The 20,786-nt window shown below is 31.7% G+C and carries 22 protein-coding genes and 1 pseudogene; 14 read left to right on the top strand and 9 right to left on the bottom strand.

The features are described 5' to 3' along the window. From rpiB to nuoF (BUB65_RS00600), 14 genes are all read left to right on the top strand, one after another. Complete coding sequence (gene rpiB / locus BUB65_RS00665) at window positions 1-444, top strand: ribose 5-phosphate isomerase B (RefSeq protein ID WP_073071026.1); 444 nt, start codon at window positions 1-3, stop codon at window positions 442-444. Next, window positions 441-1,415 (top strand): histone deacetylase family protein, encoded by a 975-nt coding sequence (locus BUB65_RS00660; protein ID WP_073071024.1) that lies wholly within the window; start codon window positions 441-443, stop codon window positions 1,413-1,415. The genes rpiB and BUB65_RS00660 overlap by 4 nt, the downstream gene beginning before the upstream one ends. Next, window positions 1,408-1,845 (top strand): GatB/YqeY domain-containing protein, encoded by a 438-nt coding sequence (locus tag BUB65_RS00655; protein ID WP_073071022.1) that lies wholly within the window; start codon window positions 1,408-1,410, stop codon window positions 1,843-1,845. The genes BUB65_RS00660 and BUB65_RS00655 overlap by 8 nt, the downstream gene beginning before the upstream one ends. Continuing rightward, a complete protein-coding gene (locus tag BUB65_RS00650; protein WP_073071020.1) occupies window positions 1,842-2,822 on the top strand; it encodes a radical SAM protein in 981 nt (326 codons plus the stop codon). Before BUB65_RS00655 ends, BUB65_RS00650 begins: the two co-directional genes overlap by 4 nt. After that, entirely contained in the window at window positions 2,797-3,474 is a 678-nt protein-coding gene (locus BUB65_RS08295) for an IF-2B domain-containing protein (RefSeq protein WP_234946692.1), read from the top strand. The genes BUB65_RS00650 and BUB65_RS08295 overlap by 26 nt, the downstream gene beginning before the upstream one ends. A 21-nt stretch (window positions 3,475-3,495) precedes the next feature. Further along, window positions 3,496-4,890: a glutamate--tRNA ligase gene (gltX, locus tag BUB65_RS00640; protein ID WP_073071017.1), complete on the top strand. Its 1,395-nt coding sequence runs from the start codon at window positions 3,496-3,498 to the stop codon at window positions 4,888-4,890. Then, window positions 4,880-6,496 carry a penicillin-binding transpeptidase domain-containing protein gene (locus tag BUB65_RS00635; protein ID WP_073071015.1) on the top strand — a complete coding sequence of 539 codons (1,617 nt, stop codon included), beginning with the start codon at window positions 4,880-4,882 and terminating at the stop codon, window positions 6,494-6,496. Before gltX ends, BUB65_RS00635 begins: the two co-directional genes overlap by 11 nt. Next, window positions 6,489-7,253 (top strand): inositol monophosphatase family protein, encoded by a 765-nt coding sequence (locus BUB65_RS00630; protein ID WP_073071013.1) that lies wholly within the window; start codon window positions 6,489-6,491, stop codon window positions 7,251-7,253. Before BUB65_RS00635 ends, BUB65_RS00630 begins: the two co-directional genes overlap by 8 nt. Then, on the top strand, window positions 7,250-8,155 hold the full coding sequence (gene ftcD / locus BUB65_RS00625) for a glutamate formimidoyltransferase (RefSeq protein ID WP_073071010.1): 906 nt from the start codon (window positions 7,250-7,252) through the stop codon (window positions 8,153-8,155). Before BUB65_RS00630 ends, ftcD begins: the two co-directional genes overlap by 4 nt. Before the next feature lie 217 nt (window positions 8,156-8,372). After that, window positions 8,373-8,861 carry an NADH-quinone oxidoreductase subunit NuoE family protein gene (locus BUB65_RS00620; RefSeq protein WP_073071008.1) on the top strand — a complete coding sequence of 163 codons (489 nt, stop codon included), beginning with the start codon at window positions 8,373-8,375 and terminating at the stop codon, window positions 8,859-8,861. Beyond that, the gene (locus BUB65_RS00615) at window positions 8,861-9,238 is read left to right on the top strand and encodes a (2Fe-2S) ferredoxin domain-containing protein (protein ID WP_073071006.1); all 378 of its coding nucleotides are present in this window, start codon (window positions 8,861-8,863) and stop codon (window positions 9,236-9,238) included. Before BUB65_RS00620 ends, BUB65_RS00615 begins: the two co-directional genes overlap by 1 nt. Before the next feature lie 15 nt (window positions 9,239-9,253). Further along, window positions 9,254-11,062, top strand: a complete 1,809-nt coding sequence (gene nuoF, locus BUB65_RS00610; protein ID WP_073071004.1) for an NADH-quinone oxidoreductase subunit NuoF — start codon at window positions 9,254-9,256, stop codon at window positions 11,060-11,062. A 19-nt stretch (window positions 11,063-11,081) separates the two neighbouring features. After that, entirely contained in the window at window positions 11,082-11,570 is a 489-nt protein-coding gene (locus tag BUB65_RS00605) for an NADH-quinone oxidoreductase subunit NuoE family protein (protein ID WP_073071002.1), read from the top strand. After that, a complete protein-coding gene (gene nuoF / locus BUB65_RS00600; RefSeq protein WP_073071000.1) occupies window positions 11,567-13,195 on the top strand; it encodes an NADH-quinone oxidoreductase subunit NuoF in 1,629 nt (542 codons plus the stop codon). Before BUB65_RS00605 ends, nuoF (BUB65_RS00600) begins: the two co-directional genes overlap by 4 nt. Window positions 13,196-13,229: 34 nt before the next feature. Here nuoF (BUB65_RS00600) and BUB65_RS00595 read toward each other — a convergent pair whose 3' ends face one another. From BUB65_RS00595 to BUB65_RS00560, 9 genes and pseudogenes are all read right to left on the bottom strand, one after another. Then, entirely contained in the window at window positions 13,230-13,598 is a 369-nt protein-coding gene (locus tag BUB65_RS00595; RefSeq protein ID WP_073070998.1) for a S1 RNA-binding domain-containing protein, read from the bottom strand. A 64-nt stretch (window positions 13,599-13,662) separates the two neighbouring features. After that, complete coding sequence (gene rpmE, locus BUB65_RS00590) at window positions 13,663-13,872, bottom strand: 50S ribosomal protein L31 (protein ID WP_073070995.1); 210 nt, start codon at window positions 13,870-13,872, stop codon at window positions 13,663-13,665. Between the two features lie 93 nt (window positions 13,873-13,965). After that, window positions 13,966-15,168, bottom strand: a complete 1,203-nt coding sequence (locus tag BUB65_RS00585; protein ID WP_200773520.1) for an HD domain-containing phosphohydrolase — start codon at window positions 15,166-15,168, stop codon at window positions 13,966-13,968. Window positions 15,169-15,221: 53 nt separating this feature from the next. Further along, window positions 15,222-16,637 (bottom strand): GGDEF domain-containing protein, encoded by a 1,416-nt coding sequence (locus BUB65_RS00580; protein ID WP_073070992.1) that lies wholly within the window; start codon window positions 16,635-16,637, stop codon window positions 15,222-15,224. 10 nt (window positions 16,638-16,647) lie between these two features. Next, window positions 16,648-17,613 (bottom strand): annotated as a pseudogene (locus BUB65_RS08405) (RAD55 family ATPase). Continuing rightward, the gene (locus tag BUB65_RS08485) at window positions 17,595-18,050 is read right to left on the bottom strand and encodes an RAD55 family ATPase (RefSeq protein ID WP_200773518.1); all 456 of its coding nucleotides are present in this window, start codon (window positions 18,048-18,050) and stop codon (window positions 17,595-17,597) included. The pseudogene BUB65_RS08405 and the gene BUB65_RS08485 overlap by 19 nt, the downstream one beginning before the upstream one ends. Further along, window positions 18,047-18,409: a hypothetical protein gene (locus BUB65_RS00570; RefSeq protein WP_073070990.1), complete on the bottom strand. Its 363-nt coding sequence runs from the start codon at window positions 18,407-18,409 to the stop codon at window positions 18,047-18,049. The genes BUB65_RS08485 and BUB65_RS00570 overlap by 4 nt, the downstream gene beginning before the upstream one ends. 264 nt (window positions 18,410-18,673) lie before the next feature. Further along, window positions 18,674-19,231 carry a TetR/AcrR family transcriptional regulator gene (locus BUB65_RS00565; protein WP_073070988.1) on the bottom strand — a complete coding sequence of 186 codons (558 nt, stop codon included), beginning with the start codon at window positions 19,229-19,231 and terminating at the stop codon, window positions 18,674-18,676. Window positions 19,232-19,271: 40 nt separating this feature from the next. Further along, on the bottom strand, window positions 19,272-20,720 hold the full coding sequence (locus BUB65_RS00560; protein ID WP_073070985.1) for a radical SAM/SPASM domain-containing protein: 1,449 nt from the start codon (window positions 20,718-20,720) through the stop codon (window positions 19,272-19,274). Between the last annotated feature and the right edge of the window lie 66 nt (window positions 20,721-20,786).

The raw sequence follows: 20,786 nt of genomic DNA, 5'->3' as shown, positions 1-20,786 counted from the left end.
ATGAAATTTGCTATTGGCTCGGATCATGCAGGTTACGAACTCAAAGAACAATTGAAAAAATATTTAATCTCAAAAAACATTGAAGTTCTCGATGTAGGTACTAACACACCCGTAAGTGTTGATTATCCCGATTATGCCGAAAAACTTGGAAAACTTATTCAGGAAAACAAAGTAGACTTCGGTATTCTAATCTGTGGTACAGGAATTGGTATGTCAATAGCTGCAAATAAAATGAAAGGAATTCGAGCCGCACTTTGTTTAATACCTGAAATGGCAGCGCTTTCACGAAAACATAACAATGCAAATGTCTTAGTTTTACCAGGTAGACTGGTAGGCTATGAACTTGCAACTTGGATATTAGATGCCTTCTTAAATTCATCATTTGAAGGTGGACGACACGAAAGGCGTATTAATAAAATAAAATCTCTGGAGGAAAGGAAATGAAATTTGTCTCACAATTAAATGAAGATTATATTCCTACTTTGGAAATTGACAAGGGAAAAATTGTAAAAAATCCAGAAACTCCAGAAAGATTAAAGAAAGTACTAAAATATTTCGAAACTTTTCATGAACGACTCGAAGTAAAAAATTATCCATTGAATCTTTTATTTCATGTACATCCTAAATGGTACGTTCAACATATAAAAGAACTTTCAGAAAAATCTAAAGATAATGAATATTTACCAGAAGTTTTTTTAAAAGATAGAATTTTCGATTCAGGAACACCTGTAACTTTTCAAACATATAATGCAGCTCTAAGTGCTGTAAATGCTACTTTAACAGGGGCAGAAGAAATTGTAAAAACTAAGGAAAATGTATACGTAATTACTAGACCTCCTGGGCATCATGCGACAACTGATTTTGCAGGAGGATATTGTTTTTTCAATAATGCAGCAATCGCTTCAACCTTTCTTTATTCACAAATAAAGGAGAAAATTTGTATCCTTGATATTGATTTTCATCATGGAAATGGTACTCAAAGTATTTTTTACGAAAACCCTGAAATAGTTTATATTTCAATACATGGAACACCAGAACATTACTTCCCTTGGATTAGCGGATATAAAGATGAGATAGGAGAAGGGAAGGGAAAAGGAACTAATTTTAATTTCCCATTAAGTGGCAAAAGTTCTTGGAATGAATATAGCATTGCATTCGAAAAAGCTTTAGACATTATTACAAAAATCTCCCCCGCTATTCTAGTAGTTTCACTTGGCTATGACACTCATATTGACGATCCTATTGGAGATTTTAAACTTGAAAGCAGAGATTTTTTTCAAATTGGTTATGAAATAAAAAATTTAAAAATTCCAACTCTATTTATTCAAGAGGGCGGATATAACAAAGAAAGTAACTTCGAGGCTGCGAGTAATTTGTTTAAAAATTTTGAAAAGGAGGTAAATTTATATGCTTAAAGAAACAATTATGAAAGATTTAAAAAACGCTATGAAAGAACGAAATGAAATAAAGATAAGGACTTTGAGACTTTTAAATTCGGCAATAAAAAATTTTGAAGTTGAAAAAATGAACAGTGCTACTGACGAAGAAATTGGAAGATTAGTACTCAAAGAGATTAAAAAACGCCAAGAATCAATTCAAGCATACAAAGCTGCTGGAAGAGAAGATTTAGCAGCTGAGGAAGAAAAAGAACTTGAAATTCTAAAAAAATATGCGCCAAAAATGCTTTCTGAAGACGAAATTAAGAATATAGTTAAAGAAATCATAAAGGAACTCAACGCAACTCAAAAAGATTTTGGTAAAGTAATGAAAGAAGCAATGGCGAAATTAAAAGGAAAAGCCGAAGGTTCGGTTGTAAGCAAGGTGGTGAAGGATATTCTCTCGTGATTTTAACAATATTTTTACCAAACGCAGGTTGCAAATATAGATGTAAATTCTGTAATCAATATTCAATGACTGGAGAAAAAATGCCTTCTCTTAACTATTTGAAAGATTATTTTAATCGTTTTAACAATCAATCGCCGAAAGAAATAGCTTTTTATGGGGGGACCTTTACAGGGTTAAAACTTGAAACCCAACTAACATATTTGAAACTTGTACAAAGTTTTTTTCCAAATACCCCTATTAGAATTTCTACAAGACCTGATGAAATCAATGATGAAAATTTGAAAATCCTTAAACAATATAATGTAAAAATTGTTGAATTAGGAATTCAAAGTATGTATAATGATGTCTTAAAAGCTTCAGGTCGAGGACACAGTGTAGAAGATAATGTTAATGCTATAAAAAAGCTATTAGAAAACAACTTCATTGTTTCTGCTCATTTGATGGTTGGGTTACCAAAAGATTCTTTTTCGAAAGATTTAAACTCTTTTAAGGAATTAATCGAATTAAACGTAAAATTATTTAGAATTCATCCTACTATAGTTTTCAAAAATACTCTACTCGAAAACGAATACTATTCCGGGACATATGTACCACTTGATATTAATGAGGCTTTAGATATTTGTTCCGAACAGATTCTCATTTCATTTGCATATAACGTGAAAATTATTCGTTTAGGTTATTTTGTTCCTGAAGAGCAAAAAAAGCAAATAATAGCAGGACCTTACCATCCAAGTTTTGGTGATATTGCAAAAGCAAAAGCCATCAAAAAAATTATACAAAGACTAAAAATAAAAAATGTGTATTTTCCAAAAAAATATGAAAGTTGGTTTTATGCCTATGGAAATAAAAATTTAGATATTAAAAGAAATATTTGGGATGGGAATCTTAAGTTCGAAGAATTTTCATTGCAAGAAGCCTCTAAATTAGCTTTAAAAGAAAGGAAGAAAAAGTGTGGAACGATTAAAAATAATCAATGATTTTGTTAATTTAGTTAAAGAAGGTTCTATAGAAGTGGCCAACTGGATATTAGATAAATTTGAATCTATAGATTACGATACTACAAAAATTCTTATAAAAGATTTCATATTTCTAAAACCCGATATGAGCGTAATAAGATGGATAGAAAAGAAATTAAATGAAAATCTTTCAATTGCTCAAATAAAGAAAGAGTTGAACAATTCGTTAAATGAGACTTTGGAAAATGCCACAAAATTTTTCAATTTTGAAGCTTCAGTAGTTACTATAAGCAATAGTCAAACTTTATTTGAATTTTTTAAAAAAATAAATCATAAGTTGAACATTTACATTCCTGAATCAAGACCAGGTGGGGAAGGTTTTACCTTATTTGAAAAGTTATCAAACTTACATCACAATATTAAACTTATTAATGATATGGAAATTCACAAATTTGTTCAAATATCTGATTACGCTATCTCCAGCGCTGATGGAATATTAGAAAACGGTGATATTGTAAACAAAATAGGCACAAAACTCCTTGCAATTACTGCGACATACTACAATAAACCTTTTTTCGTGATTGCAGACAAAACAAAATATTTTGGACAAATCCCAAAGGATTCCATTTTTGAAATTGTTCCAAAGTCTCTTATTACGGCTATAATAACATGAGAATTCAGGAGGCTGATTGAATTGATAAGGTTAAGATTTGCACCAAGTCCTACAGGGTATCTTCATGTTGGTGGTGCTAGAACTGCACTATTTAATTGGCTTTACGCAAAAAAGAACAATGGAAAGTTTATTATTCGTATTGAAGATACTGATACACAAAGATCAAGTAAAATTTTTGAAAAAATGATTTTAGATTCATTAAAATGGCTCGGTCTAGATTGGGATGAAGGTCCAGATATTGGAGGAGAATACGGACCATATAGACAGAGTGAACGACTAGCGATTTATAAAGAATATGCAGAAAAATTAATTTCAGAAAAAAAAGCATATTATGCTGTATATGATGCAAATAACAATGAAATTGAGAAAAGCTATGTGTTTCCTAAAGAATACTTAAAAAAAGAGTATTCAATAGTAATTAAATTTTTAGTTCAAAAAAAAGGTAAAACCTCTTTCCGTGATTTGTTGAAAGGAAGAATGGAATTTGATAATCAATACTTTGACGATTTTATTATAATAAAATCAAATGGATTTCCTACATACAATTTTGCTGTTGTAATTGACGATCATCTTATGAATATAACACATGTTTTCAGAGGAGAAGATCATCTATCAAATACACCGAAACAAATAATGATTTATAATTCTTTTAACTGGGAACTTCCTGTTTTTATGCATATTCCTTTAATATTGGGAAATGATAGAACTCCTTTAAGCAAAAGACATGGAGGGACTTCAATAAATTATTTTAAAGAAAATGGTTATTTAAGTGAGGCACTATTAAATTATTTAGCTATACTTGGTTGGTCAGTAGACGAAGAAGTTTTTAATGTCTTTGAGAAAATCAACGATTTCGATCCTTCAAAAATAACCAATAAATCAGTAATTTTCGATTACAAGAAGTTAACTTGGATTAATGGACAACATTTAAGAAAAAAACCAATAAAAAAACTCTCAGAAGAATTTAAAAATTTTTTAAATATAAACAATATTTTACTCCCACAACTAAATTCGGATTATTTTGAAAATGTTATTCAAATTTGTCGGGAAAAAGTTAATACTTTAAAACAACTTCTTGAGTTTTCTCAACCATTTTTTTGGGATAATTACGAATATGAAGAAGAATACATTAAAAAATTCCTTTTAAAACCCGGAGCTGAAAAAATATTAAAACTTGCTATCGACAATTTTTCTAAAGCAAATAATTTTTCGATTCAAAATATCGAAAAAATTCTTCGTTCAATAGCTTCAGATTTAAATATTGGAACAAAAAAGGTATTCCAAACCATTCGAGGAGCTGTTCTTGGAAAACTCGTAACTCCAGGATTATTTGAATCAATTCATATACTTGGAAAAGATAAAACTCTAAAAAGGTTACAAAAAACTTTATTTCTAAGGGAGAAATATGAGGTATAAAATCACTGTAACCATATTTGCGTTAATGTTTGCTATTTTATTTTTGTTTCTTTTTAAAATGCAAGTATTAGAATACTCAAATTACAGAGCTTTTATCGACTCACTTATGCAAAAAACGAGACTTGTTCAAGGAACAAGAGGTACTATTTATGATAGAAATGGTTTAAAACTCGCCTGGAGTATAAAAGTCCCTTACATAACTTATAATAGGAACTTCGATATTTCTGAATTAGAAAGATATCTAGATTCAAATCAACTAAACACACTTATTAGTTCAGGAAAAGTTGAAATTTCAAAAGTACAGTTACGTGAAATAGAAAAACTTGGATACGACATTCAGTTTAAAGAAATCAGAAATTATGTTCCATATGTTTTCCATATAGTAGGTTATGTAAATTCAAATAATGTTGGAAGTTATGGTATTGAAAAAACTTACGATCAACTTTTAAGAGGAAAATTAGGTAGTGAATTGATCCTTATTTCTCCCTCAGGGAAAATAAGACAAAAGATTTTAAAGGTTCCTCCCGAAAACGGGAATGATATAAATCTAACTATTGATTATCCATTACAAAAATACATTTCTGAAGAAATTAAGAAAATTGATAATCCAGGTGCCGTAATAGTTGAAGATGTAAAAACAGGGGAAATTTTAGCTTTAGTTTCTTATCCAGACATTGAAAAACCAATAAATTTAATTGACACATATGAATGGAGGAAAATAATTAATAACCCTGAAAATCCCCTACTTAATAGGGCAACTATGGGACTTTATTCCCCAGGTTCAGCTATTAAACCTTTAATCGCAATATCCGGCTTACTGAATAATGAAAGTACCACCACAACTATAAATTGTAATGGTCAATTTACATATACAAGCAGTTCAGGAAAAATCCTCGCAACTTACAACGATTGGCTTTTATCTGGGCATGGTAAAACCGATCTTATAAAAGCTCTGCGCGTTTCTTGTAATGTATACTTCTATAATCTTGCTTTAAAACTTGGTATTGATAAAATAAAAAGTGTAGCAACTTTATTTAAAATCGACAAAAAAACAGGTATTGATATTCCAGAAACTGAAGGATTATTTCCGGATAAACACTGGAAAGAAACTAAATTTAATGAGCCTTGGTATCCCGGGGACACGATAATTACAGGAATTGGTCAAGGTTATATACTTTTAACTCCTTTAGAACTACTAAATTTTTACGTAACAATTGCTAATGACGGAAAAGTTCCAGTCCCTCATCTTCTTAAAAAAGATAAAATTGAGATTTTTAACAATGTCAAATTCAAAAAGGAAATTTGGGATACAGTAAAGCAAGGATTAATAGAAGTTACAACTGTTGGTGGAAACATACAAAATAGAGGAACAGCTTATCAGGTTTTCAAGGATTTCAAAGTTACAGTTGCAGGTAAAACGGGCACAGCTGAAGTAGGAAAAGGAAAGTTACCTCATTCTTGGTTTGTAGGATTTGCACCTGCACATAATCCTAAATATGCAGTCATTGTCATGTTTGAAAATGCTGGTAGTGGCTCTGAAAAAGCTGCACCATTTGCAAGAAAAATCTTTGAATTTCTTTTCCAAAGGAGAGAAAAAAATGAATAAACTTGATTTAGCAATTAAAATATCCAGAAAAGTAGGTTACTATCTCTTACAATATTGGGGTGACAGTGGTGAAGTTGAACAAAAGTCAAGCTTTTCAGATCTTGTTACACAACATGATAAAAATGTTCAGAATATCATTATAAGTGAAATTAAAAACTATTTTCCAAATGATGGTATTTTAGCCGAAGAAGGCGTGGATGAGAGAGGAAAAAATTTATGGATTATAGATCCTATTGATGGTACTATAAACTTCATTCATGGATTGCCTTCTTTTGCAGTTTCAATTGCCTATTTTGAAGATTATAAACCCGTTTTTGGGATAGTTCATTCTCCAGTTAATAATGAAACTTTTGTAGGAATCAAAAATCAAGGTTCCTACTTAAATGGTTTAAAATTAAAAATTACAAGCAAATATTCTTTAAACGAAACAGTTGGAAGTGTAGGATTTTCCAAAGATTTCACAGGATTGTTCATTTCAAAATTGGAAGATAAAGTAAGGAGAATTAGAATTTTGGGAAGTGCTGCTATTTCAGCAAGTTATGTCGCAGCAGGAAAATTCGACTTTTTTGTTGCAAAAAAGGCAAATTCATGGGATATAGCTGCAGCGTATTTAATTGTGAAAGAATCAGGTGGAGAAATTGTCGATTTTAAAGGAAAAAAGCCGAATCTGTTGGATAAAGGAAGCTTCATATTTTCAAATCCTGGTATTTCAAATGAAATTTTAAAAATTGTCAAAGAAATAGGAGGGATAAAATGAAACTAGTCGAAAGCGTTCCTAATTTTAGTGAAGGTAGAAGAGAAAATATTGTTAGAGAAATTTTATCTGAAGCTGAAAAATATTCAAAGGTAAAAATACTTGACTGGTCAATGGATTTCGATCATAACAGATCAGTAGTTACATTGGTTGGTGAGCCTGAAGATATTGAACACGCAGTTTTCGACATGACTAAAAAAGCTGTTGAATTAATTGATCTGCGAGACCATAAAGGGGAACACCCAAGAATGGGAGCAGTCGACGTTATTCCATTTATTCCCGTAATGAATACTGAGATGAAAGAATGTATCGAAATGTCAAAAAGGATTGGCAAGAGAATCGGAAGTGAATTAAATATACCCGTTTATTTATACGAAAAATCTGCTACTTCCCCTGAACGCGAAAATTTAGCAAATATAAGGAAAGGAGAATTTGAAGGTTTTTTTGATAAAATTAAAGATCCCAAATGGGCCCCTGATTATGGCCCAAATGAAGTTCATCCAACAGCCGGAGTTGTAGCTGTAGGCGCTAGAGAATATTTAATTGCTTTTAACGTTAATCTGGGAACTACAAACATTGAAATTGCTAACAAAATTGCTAGAGCTGTCAGACATATTAGTGGGGGATTTAGATATGTAAAAGCCATAGGTGTAGAACTTAAAGAAAAAGGAATGGTTCAAGTCTCAATGAATTTAACAAACTACAAAAAAAGCCCTATTTTCAGAGTGTTTGAAACAATTAAGCGTGAAGCTCAAAGGTATGGTGTCCCTGTAATAAATTCAGAAATCATTGGAATGATTCCTTTAAAAGCTGCTATAAACACTATGATGTGGTATTTACAACTAGACGATTTTGATGAAAATAGGATTATAGAAAATAAAATTTTAAATACTTTTTTTGAATAAAAATTTATTTTCCAAAAAATTCACTTACGAAAATTCTTTGTGAAATAAAATCGCAAAGATAAATTCCTTAATTTTTGTAAATTCAGCTATTTTAAAGCTATAATTACTAATTATGTCAAAAATTGTTTTCTAAAAAATAACATATGATATGTGAATTTTTTTACTTTTAGTGATATAATAAATTTTGTAGTGGAGATCAAACTGGGAGGTGACCGTGTTGGAAACTTGTGAAAAACACGCAGAGCTCTATAAGGAGCTTGATGATTATATTGAAAGTATAAAAGAAAAAAAAGGAATACTAATAAATGTCTTACACAAGGCCCAAGAACTTTTCGGCTGGCTTCCTAAGGAAGTTCAAGATTATATAGCTGAAAAGCTAAATATTCCAACCTCGACAGTCTATGGTGTTGTTACTTTTTACAACTTTTTTTCAACAAAACCAAAAGGTAAAGTCCAAATAAAAATTTGTTTAGGTACTGCATGTTATGTAAAAGGTGCAGATAGAATCTTAGATAGATTCTTAAGTGAACTTGATGTAAAAGAAAGTGAAGTTTCTAAGGATGGACTCTTCTCAGTTCATGGTGTAAGATGTCTTGGAGCATGTAGTATGGCTCCTGTTGTTCTTATTGGGGAAAAAGATTTTTATGGAAAAGTAACTCCAGATATGGTTCCAAGTATTATTAAAAAATACAAGGAGGGGGAATAATGGCTAAAATAAAAAGTTTAGAAGATCTTATGAAAATAAAAGAAGAAACCTTAAAAAACGTTAAAATGAGGGAATCTGGAAAGAGAGGAAGAATTGTTGTTGCAATGGGAACCTGTGGAATAGCGGCAGGCGCTAAAGAAACGTTGAATGCCATTGTTGAAGCACTAAATGAATTTAACGTTGATGACATTTCAGTCGTACAATCTGGATGTATGGGACTGTGTGAAGTTGAACCAACTGTAAAAATCGAAATCGAAGGTGAAACACCTGTTGTTTATGGTCATGTTACTCCCGATAATGCAAAAAGGATTGTAAAACAACACATTATTGCTGGAGAACTTGTCGGAGATTTAATTGTAAAACAAGGAGAAGAATAAGGAGGTTTGAAAAGAATGCCCCTAACTACAAATACAATCTTAATTTGTGCAGGTGGAGCTTGTATTTCTTCGGGTGAAGAAAGTGTAAAAGAAGCTCTTGAAAGAAAATTAAAAGAATATAATTTGCAAGATGCAATTAAAATTATCGAAACAGGTTGTATGGGTGCTTGTAGTCTAGGCCCAATAATGGTTATTTATCCAGAAGGTGTTTACTATCAAAAATTAACACCTGAAGCTGCTGAAACAATTGTTGAAGAACATCTTCTTAAAGGAAGGATTGTCCAAGAATATCTTTACCAGGGAGATAAAGGAAAAATTGTGCCTCAACCTCAGAAAGAAATTCCGTTTTTTTCAAAACAAGTTAAAATTGCTACAAGGAATTTGGGGGTAATTGACCCACTTAATATTGACGAATATATTGCAAGAGATGGATATTTTGCTTTACATAAAGCTTTAAAACAAATGACTCCTGAAGAAGTAATCAAAGTAATCAAAGATAGTGGCCTTAGAGGAAGAGGAGGAGCTGGATTCCCAACAGGTTTGAAATGGGAATTTGCTAGAAAATCACCAGGCGACGAAAAATATATGATTTGTAATGCCGATGAAGGCGATCCCGGAGCTTTTATGGATAGATCTATATTGGAAGGAGATCCTCACACAATTATCGAAGCAATGACTATAGCAGGTTATGCTATCGGAGCAACTAAAGGATTTGTATATGTTAGAGCAGAATATCCAATTGCGATAGAAAGGTTAACCGAAGCATTAAAACAAGCCCGAGAATATGGTTTTTTAGGTGAAAATATTCTTGATAGTGGTTTTTCTTTCGATATTGAAATTAGGATAGGCGCTGGCGCATTTGTATGTGGTGAGGAAACAGCTCTCATTAATTCAATTGAAGGCCAACGTGGTCAACCAAGAGTAAAACCTCCTTATCCAGCGCAAAAAGGATTGTGGGGTAAACCCAGTAATATAAATAATGTTGAAACCCTTGCCTGTGTCCCTCCTATAATTAACAACGGTCCAGAATGGTTCAGACAATGGGGAACAGAAAAATCTCCAGGTACCAAAGTATTTGCACTCGCAGGAAAAGTGAAAAATACGGGGCTTGTTGAGGTTCCAATGGGTATTACTATTAGAGAATTAATATATGAAATTGGTGGTGGTTCACCCACAGGTAAGAAAATCAAAGCTGTTCAAACTGGTGGGCCAAGTGGAGGAGTTATTCCCGAAAAATACTTCGATACTCCTGTTGACTACGAATCCCTGAATCAATTAGGTGCTATCGTTGGTTCTGGAGGCATGATTGTACTTGATGAAGATGATTGTATGGTTGATGTCGCAAAGTTTTTCTTAGAGTTTACCGTCGACGAATCCTGTGGAAAATGTACTCCTTGTCGTGAGGGGACAAAATTGATGTATGAAATTTTAGATAGAATAACAAGAGGTGAAGGAACAGAGGAAGATATTGAGATTCTCGAAAATCTTGGAAATGTCATTAAAGATTCTTCTTTATGCGGTCTAGGTCAAACTGCACCAAACCCAGTATTATCAACATTAAGATATTATAAAGATGAATATATAGCTCATGTAAAAGATAAATCTTGTCCAGCAAAAAAATGTAAAGAATTAATAAGTTACGTAATTGATCCTGAAAAATGTGTTGGATGTACTGCATGTGCAAGAGTTTGTCCAGTAAATTGTATTAGTGGTGAAGTTAGAAAAGTTCACGAAATTGATCAAGACACATGTGTTAAATGTGGCAGTTGTATAGAAGTGTGTAGATTTGATGCTATTAGTAAAGTAACACCAGCACTAGATTAAAAGGTGAGGGGGTCGCAGTATGATTACAACTGAAGAAATTAGGAACATCGTAAAAGAAGCTAAAAATGAAACACTTGAAGAACAGGATATTTTAATCTATACTCTTCACAAAATTCAAGATAAAATTGAAAAAAGCTACATTCCAGAACACGCTGCCCAAATAGTCAGCGAAGAATTAAATATTCCAATTTCAAAAGTATATGAAGTTTTAACTTTTTATACTATGTTTTCCACTAAACCTAGGGGAAAATATGTTATAAGAGTGTGTACAAGTCTCCCGTGCCATGTAGTAAACGGAAAGGAAATTATACAAGCATTAAAGGATGAATTAAAAATTGACTTTAACCAAACAACAGAAGACGGTTTGTTTACACTCGAAGAATCCGGATGTTTAGGACTTTGTGGGGTTTCACCTGTAATAATGATTAATCAAGAATATTATGGTGATCTCACCCCCGAAAAAGTAAGAGAAATAATTAGAAATCTTAAAGGGGGTGAACAGAAATGAAGCCAATAACTGTTCTAGTTTCTGTAGATAGTAATAGTGTACTTCTGGGTGCCAAAGAATTTTACAAGCAACTTGTCGAACTTGTAAAAGAACACAATTTAGATAAAATTGTCGATGTTTTAGAAACCGGTACGATGGGAAGTTATAACGGGGTTACCATTGGCATTATGCCTGATGGTGTCTTTTATAATGTCAAAAATAAAGATAACGTACTAAAGATTTTTGAAGAACACATCTTAAAAGGTAGAAAAGTCTTAGATTTAGAAATTAGCAAAGAACAATTAATCAGTACAGAAACAAAGGAACTACCAAATGAGTATAAAATAGTAACCCGCAACATTGGAAAAATAGATCCTAAAAACATTGATGAATATATTGCAAATAATGGATATTTTGCTTTAGCAAAAGCATTGAAAATGAAACCTGAAGAAATTATTGACGAAATTAAAAACAGTGGATTAAGAGGAAGAGGAGGAGCTGGATTCCCCACAGGATTAAAATGGGAATTTGCTTATAAAACAAGTGCTGATCAAAAGTTTATCGTTTGTAATGCAGATGAAGGTGAGCCAGGAACTTACAAGGATAGGTTGATTATGGAAGGTGACCCACACAGCGTAATTGAAGCAATGGTCATTGCCGGCTATGCTGTAGGAGCAACTAAAGGATATATATATATTAGAGGGGAATATTATGGTTCTATTGAAAATTTGAGAAAAGCAATAAAAGATGCATATGAATATGGTTTCTTAGGAAAAAATATTTTAAATTCTAATTTTGATTTTGATTTATTTATTAGACTAGGAGCAGGAGCCTACATTTGCGGTGAAGAAACTGCCCTTTTGGAATCAATTGAAGGAAAAGCTGGAAGAGCAAGACTAAAGCCTCCATATCCTCCACAAAGCGGTTTGTTTGGAAAACCGACTGTTATCAACAATGTAGAAACACTTGCAAATGTTCCTTCAATAATACTTAATGGTGCTCAATGGTTCAAATCAATTGGAACAGAAAATTCTCCAGGTACTAAAGTCTTTTGTTTTGCTGGAAATCTTTCAAACAGGGGAATTGTAGAATTACCAATGGGAGTGAAAGTTAGAGAATTAATTGCACTTTCTGGCGGAGTAGCTGGAAGCAATAAACTCAAAATGATCCAGACAGGAGGAATTGCTGGCACATTTATTGGTGAAGATAAATATGATACACCACTTGACTATGACTCTTTTAAAAACTACGGTGTAAGTCTTGGATCAGGTGTAATTCTCGGTGTTAACAATAATCATTGCGTAGTTGATATTGCGTTAAACGTTATGGAATTCTTCAGCCACGAATCCTGTGGAAAATGTACACCATGTCGTGAAGGTACAAAGTTGGCAGTTAATATTCTTAAAAAAATGAGCCATTTTGAAGCAACAAAAGAAGATTTAGACAAATTAATTGAAATAGCGAATCTTGCTAAAAGCGCTGCACTATGCGGTCTTGGACAAAGCTTCCCTGTACCTTTACTCTCGTTGATCAATAATTTCAAGGATGAATTTCTTACGCATATCGAAAATAAAGCTTGTCCTGCAAATATTTGTAAAAAAATAGAAAACAAAAAAAAGAAAAAATCTAAAAAACTGATAAGGTAAATTAAAATAGGGCGGGTTTCCCCGCCCTATCTATTTACCTTCTATTCTTTTTTCCTCTTTTTTTATCAAGTCTTTTACGATATTCCGAATGCTTTCTATCACTATCTTTCATAAACTTTGCCAATTTCCTTTCAAAATCCGAACTTGTTTGTTGGTCACTTCTAGATGTTCCTTTTCCTTCCTTTAACTTTAAAGAAATTTCCCACTTTCCATCCTTAGTTTTACCTAATATTTTTCCTTCAATCTCTTGACCAACTTTCAAATGATCACTTACGGATTTAACATACGTAGATGCAATCTTAGAAATATGGACGAAAGCTTTTTCTCCGTTCTCTAGTTCAACATTTGCTCCAAACTTGAGTATCTCCACTACTTTTCCTTTTACTACTTGCCCAACTTCCATACACACAAAACCTCCCTATGGATTTAAAAATAATTTACGGGAGCAAATGCCCCCGGCAACATTATTAATCTAAATTATATTTCTTTTTGAATTTCTCAATTCTTCCTTCCGTATCTACAAATGCTCCAGCTCCTCTACTACCTTTGTAAAATGGATGACAGCTCGAGCAAACATCAATCCTTACGTTTTCTCTAGTACTATAAAACTTATGCTCAGTGCCACAAGCACATTTTACAGTAATAAGCTTCATCTCTGGGTGAATTCCCTTTTTCACTTTCCTCACCTCACAAATTTTTATTATTTTATCATTGTTATTATACCATATAAATTTTTTATGTAAAGACAAATATCCGTTTCCTTCTTTTAATTAATTCTCAATTACTATATTATCAAATATACCACGCTTGATAAGTCTTACGACTATGTCAACAATACTAGGATCAAATTGCTTTCCTGAACATCTTTTCAATTCCTCAATCGCCCACTCTTTAGAAAATGCCTTACGATATGGTCTATCAGAAATCATTGCATCATACGAATCTACCACTCTAATAATTCGAGCTAAAACTGGAATCTTTTCACCTGAAATCCCTTCAGGATAACCACTACCATCATAATTTTCATGGTGATAAAGAACTGCTTTAATTATCTCTTTCGGAACATTGGCAGGTTCTAATATTTTTACTCCTAGTACAGGATGCTCTCGAATTTTCTCGATCTCTTGAGAAGTTAGAGGGGCTTTTTTTAATAATATATATTCCTCCACTCCAACTTTTCCAATATCATGTAACAGCCCTGCTATATAAATCTTTTTTTGTTCGTTTTCAGATAAGTCTAATTCTCTTGCAACTATTTTTGACCATTGAGCTACTCTCAGAGAATGGCCTTGAGTATATTTATCTTTTGCCTCCAAAGCAGCAACTAGTGCATTTACAACGTTATAAAAATAATTTTGTAATGATTTATATAACTGAGCATTTTCCAATGAGAGTCCCACTTGATTAGCAATAATAGACAAATAACCAATTTCATTACTCCGATGATCCATGGGATAATGTGTACAAACTATTAATATCCCATAAATATTTCCCAATCCTTGAATAGGAATTAGTAAAATTGATTGAATATTCTCTTTCATAAAATTTATTAAATTTTTGAAATATTTATAATCTTTAGTATCTTTTGATAAAACCAATACATTTTCATCTACAAATTCATTAATAACTGTATTTTCTATTTCAATGCGATCTTCAAAATTAACTTTTAACCCATCATTTTTTTCCAAATATGCTTTTAATATAATTTTCTTACCTGTTTCATCAAAAAGCCATATTGCAAAATACTCCCCTTCTATTATTTTATTGAGTCTTTTCAATGTTGCTTTTATAATTCCTTTTAACTTCAAATTAGAAGATATTATTTGTGTTATTTCAATAAGTTTTTTCAACATTAATGCATTTTCTTCTTGGGCTTTATCAAACGCAAGATCGAGAGTTTTATGAAGAGCATTCAAAAGTTTTGACTCTTTCTCGTCTTCAGACATCACATCTTTATCATCTATATTTGCCAATTTTTTCGTCCTCCTAACCAATTAAAATAATCTCTTCATTCAATCAAATCAATTTACAGTTCTTGAAAATAAACACGATTTTTACCTTGTTTTTTCGCTTGATATAAAGCTTTATCAGCTCTTTCAATTAAAGAATATACTGAATCTCCGTTTTTAGCTAGAGTTACTCCTAAACTCACCGTAATTTTACGGTTTGGAAAAGAATAATTTTCAATAGATTTTCGTATTCTCTCCGCAACCTTAATAGCTCCTTCTTTATTTGTTCCAGGTAGAAGAACTACAAACTCTTCTCCATCATAACGTCCAACGATATCTACAGCTCTAATAGATTTTTTTATTAGCTCTGCCACCTTTTGCAACACCAAATCTCCACGTAAATGCCCAAAAGTATCATTATAGGCTTTAAAATCATCAATATCCAAAAAAATAACTGCCAATGGAATTTTATATCTGATTGACTTTTCAAGTTCAACAATAAGCATATTCCGAATTGCTCGTTTGTTGAAAAAACCTGTTAGAAAATCTGTTTCTGCTTCTTTTTCCAACCTACTCACAAGTTTCGCATTAGCTAAAGCTACTGCTGTAAAATTAGCATATATGAAAAGATTCCTAATTCCATTAGCATCCATTATATCTGATGGAAATACGATACCTAATAATCCAACAGCGCCTACAGAAGTCCACAAAGGGTAGATTATTGCTTTACTTTTAGAATTAATTTCTAAACCAGAAAATCCATCCAAACTCGTTAATTCCTCTGTTGTTAAAAAAGTTGGCTCAACTTTTGAAAAAACTTTAGTCATTATTGGATGAGACATCATCCATTCTTTTCCAATTAAATCCTCTTTTAATTCACCTTTAGACTGTGCTATTTTGATTTTATCACCTTCACGCAAACCAATAAATCCTAAATTAGCATTATATATTATAACCAAAGAATTTGTTATAAGTTCCATAGCCTTATCTAATTCCGTTATTGATGTCAAAAGACGACTAATTTCATAAATACTATTTAATTCAAGATTCCGAAACCCTAATAGATTTTTTTCAAGTATTGATTTGAGAACTTCTTCAATTGTTTGATATACATTGTATGCCTTTGCAAGAAAAGCTCTTTCTTCTTCACTCTCAGTTTCAATTTTCTTTGTTGGAGCAATAATGAGATATCCTATTTTTTGCTCATAAGTTCCTAAACGATAAACGTATAGTTTAATACCAAAAGGACATGTAAAAACTCCTTTACGTTCTAAAGAATTAAATATTTTTTTATAAAAATATAAGCACTTCTCATTACAAAGTCGACATTCTTTATTTACCTGCCGGCATATTTCGAAACTCTTACTAAATTTCGAAAAAAGCCCACCATTTGAATTGAAAACATAAATATTAGAATCTATAACTCTGGCAAGCGAATCTTGAAAATCCTGCCAATACTTCATTGAAACAACCAATGAAAGATTCGTAGACATTAAATACACCTCATTTCAACATGTTTTCTTTATCTAATTTTCCTAAGATTTTTATTCCATTTGGAGTAATTTCATATTGTCTAAGTTCTCTACTGTGATTGTTACCTCGTGCTTTGAGAATCCCAATCATTTTTTGAAGCTTTGCACCGTTTTCAACATAACGTAAAATTATTATATTATCTGATATTAGTGAAATTTGATGTTTAGTTACAACAAGTGGTGAAAAGATGTTTTCGTTCAATACTGTAAAAATCGCAGTTACAAATCTTCTCTTAACAAATTGAGATATTGCCTATAAATAATCTTTGTACTTCTTTTCATCAAATACACTTTTTTCAAATGATGATATACTGTCAAGAACAAACCTTTTCACATTATTTGTTTCTATTAAATCCAATATTTCATACGCATGTTTATCAACATCAAGTTCCATAGGAGAAATAAATTTAATACTTAATGTGCCTTCTTTTATATATTTTTCTATATTCCACCCCATACTTTTAGCATTATCTATAATCTGAGCAACCGGTTCTTCAAAAGTAATAAACAATCCATTTTCTCCATTCTTAACTCCCTCAAGTAAAAATTTCAATGAAAAAACAGTTTTACCTGTACCAGTAGCGCCTGAAAGTAACGTAATAGTTCCTTCTTTTAAACCCCCATCAAGCATTTCATCAAGTTCAGAAATTCCAAATCCCTTTCTTAATTGTCTCACTTCATATTGAAGTTCTTTACCTTGCGGCTTTATCCGTGGATACACTTCAATTCCAGATGATGTTATCTGAAACAAATGTTCACCATGTTCAAAATCAGTACCTCTCATTTTCAATATTCGTAAATATCTTTTTTGAAATCTCTTTTCCTGTTGCCCGTAAAGGTAAAAAATCCCATCGGCAACTGCAAATTCACTCAAAAAAGTCAGTTCTTTTTCTTCATACTCCCCAATTAGAAAAACGGTTACTTCCCATATTGACAAAGTAGCTGCAAGTTCATATACAAAAACTCTGAAAGTACTTTCATCAGGAAAAAATCTCTTATAGCTTTAAAACTATCAATTACCAGTATATTAGGTTTATATTTCTTAATTAATTCTGTAAAATACTCTATGATTTTTTCAATTCCCCGTTTTCGTATAACATTTCCCAAATCACCATAAATAAATTTTTCATTCAAAAATTCATCTGAAAAAAACTCAAATTCCTTTAAATGTCTTACCATCTTAAATTGAGACTCAGAGATTGTAGTTAAATATATACTTTTCAACCCTTTTCTTACATTATTCAAAATTATATTTTGAGCAAATATTGTCTTGCCACTACCGGGAGGGCCTGCTATAATATTAAACGAATATAAAGGTATACCACCATATAGAATTTTGTCAAGATTTCTTATTCCTGTTTCTAGTTTTGTCATTCCTTATTCCCTCCCTCTAAATCCAAAGGAATCTCAATCATCTTCTTTATTTTTTCTACACTTTCTCGACCAATAAGTTTAGCAAGAATTTCAACATACTTTGAAATTAGAGCACCAAACATATCATCTATAGGAATATCTGTATTTAATTTTAAACTATCCATTATTCCCTCTAATACCACACCATTTTCTCCATAATGAATCATTTCCATTTCCTTATATTCCATTGAAAGCTCCCATATAATTCTTTCAAATAAAAGTCTAACAGAAAAACTTCCTAAATATTTTTCTGATACATTTACCATCTCATTAATTAACTTTTCATAACGTTTAACCTTTTCTTCCAATGATTCACTCAATGTTATCGCCCCCTTGAAGTTTTTTAACCATTGTCAAAATCCTGAAATTGCTAAGATGTAAAAAAAACATCGTTCTGGATTGTTTTAAAATCATCAATTTTATTATACCACTTCGTATAATTTTTTACACAATGATTCTTTAACATTTGTAATAAATTTATACTTAAAATTAACCAGAAAAGCAAAAAATAAAAAAACTTGGCTCTACAAAAGCCAAGTTAATCAATTTTTTAACTTATTAATATAAATCATTTCATCAATTTTTTATCTTTCCTTTAATAAAACATTCACCAACATCTTTTCAATTTGCCTAAGTAAAGTTTTCCTTGGCACAGAATCAACACTTGCAATCATTTCAGTTGCCACTTCTGGTTCAATATTTTCATTTACATACTTTTTTTTCTTTCCCTCTGAAATCATCTCCTCAATTTTACTTAAAAAACTTTCATATCTTTTTTTTGCATTTTTCCATGTTTCATGATCTAAAATATTTGTTTTCTCACGCCTTATTAACTCAGAAATAGCTTTTTTACTGGTTAAAAAATCTATATATCTTCTCAAAAAATTTTTTATTTTCACTGCATAATTTGATTCATTCTCATTTTCACCGAACAATTCATTCTCAAGCTCATTAATTGAATTTACCCATACTTCTTCAAATAAAACTTCTTTAGAAGGGAAATAATAATAAATCAAAGATTTTCGCACATTCGCTAATTGTGCTATTTCATCTATGCTAACACCCTCATATCCTTTTTTAGAAAAAGCCAATTTAGCTGCTTCTAAAATTCTTTGTTTTGTTAAATTAATCTTTCTTCCCAAATCTAACACCTCAAAAACCACAGGCTTAAAGCCTGTGGTATTAGATATTTAACTTTTTATCAACTTTTAATGCTTCTTCTTTGTTTGCATACCTCTTCATCCTTGTTTCGTAGTTATAAATTCCTCTATTTACAGGATACCTTTCAACATAGCCATGCTCGTACCAAAGTTTGTCAGCATATTGCTTCCACTCTTCGGCTAATTTATCAAGCTCAGGTGCCAATTCATTAATAACTCTTTCTGAACCTTCATGTTGTGGAATTGCATCAAAATGTTTAACCATAGCTCTAAATACCTTTGGATTATCAATTATTGGACATGGTCTGAACAAATTATTTGAAAATGGAATCATCTTTTTGTAAGCTTCAAAGAATGGTGATTTAAAGATTTCTAACAAAGTCTTTTCTCTTATGCTATCTTTTGCAAATTGCTGGAACACACATGGTTCAACATAACCTTTAGCATTAACATGGAAATACTTTGAACCAGCTGAAAGACAACCATGGGTTAAAAATCCATGATTCCAGAAATCTGCCACAAATGCAAACCGACCACTAAGTCTCATTTCATCAGTTTTAAAGAATCTTTCATACCTTTGTTTTGGACTTGGCACAAGATCCATTGTCGGATTGATTCCTACTGGCATAAATTGGTAAATCCAGACATAACCTACTCCATTTTGCTCTAAGAAATCCCAAAATTCATCTTTCATTATAGTATCGTGATTAACTTTTGTAGCAGTCACACTTGCACCAAATGGTACACCATATCTTCTTAATCTTTCCCACGCATTTAGAATAGCTTTATAAACTCCTTTCCCCCTTCTCCAATCCGTTTGTTCCTCAAAACCTTCAACTGATATAGCTATTGTAGCATTACCTAATTCAGCAAGCTTTTTAGCTCTTTCTTCAGTAATTAAAATTCCATTAGAATAAATCATAAAATAGTGTTGATCAAATTCTTCAAGAATTTCAAAAATGTGCGGCCAATAGAATGGTTCACCACCAGTAATCACCCAAAAATAAATTCCTAGTTCTTCCCCTTGCTTTAAAACACTTCTTACCTCATCTTTGGAAAGTTCATATTTTCTACCATAAAGTCCTGCATAACAGCCAATACATTCAATATTACATGCATACGTAGGACTTATAACTCCTAACTTAGGTAAAACAACTTTCTCCCTTTCCATAATTTTTTGCCTCATAGGTTCACCAATTGCAAATTCATTAATAATAAGATTATTAATAATTTTTTCCGTACATTTTGGACTTGAATTTCGAAAAATTTCAATCCACTTTTTAATCATTGGGTGTTCTTCTTCAGCCATTAATCCTATTTTTTTCAACCCACTCTTCGCAGGTTCTTTACTTAAAGCAGCAACAGTAAAAAGAAGCTTGGCAAAAGTCTTCGTATCCGCTTTTCTTATTACACTATTAACTATCTTCCCAGCTTGCCTATAAATTATTCCTTTTACTCCTCCAACAGCCATACTTACACCTCCATTTTTATTGACCATTCAGTCAAATTCTACTCCAGCAATGTTAATTGAGTGTTT

The sequence above is a fragment of the Thermosipho atlanticus DSM 15807 genome (assembly GCF_900129985.1).
GTDB lineage: Bacteria > Thermotogota > Thermotogae > Thermotogales > Fervidobacteriaceae > Thermosipho_A > Thermosipho_A atlanticus.
This window is presented reverse-complemented; position numbering and strand designations above follow the sequence as displayed.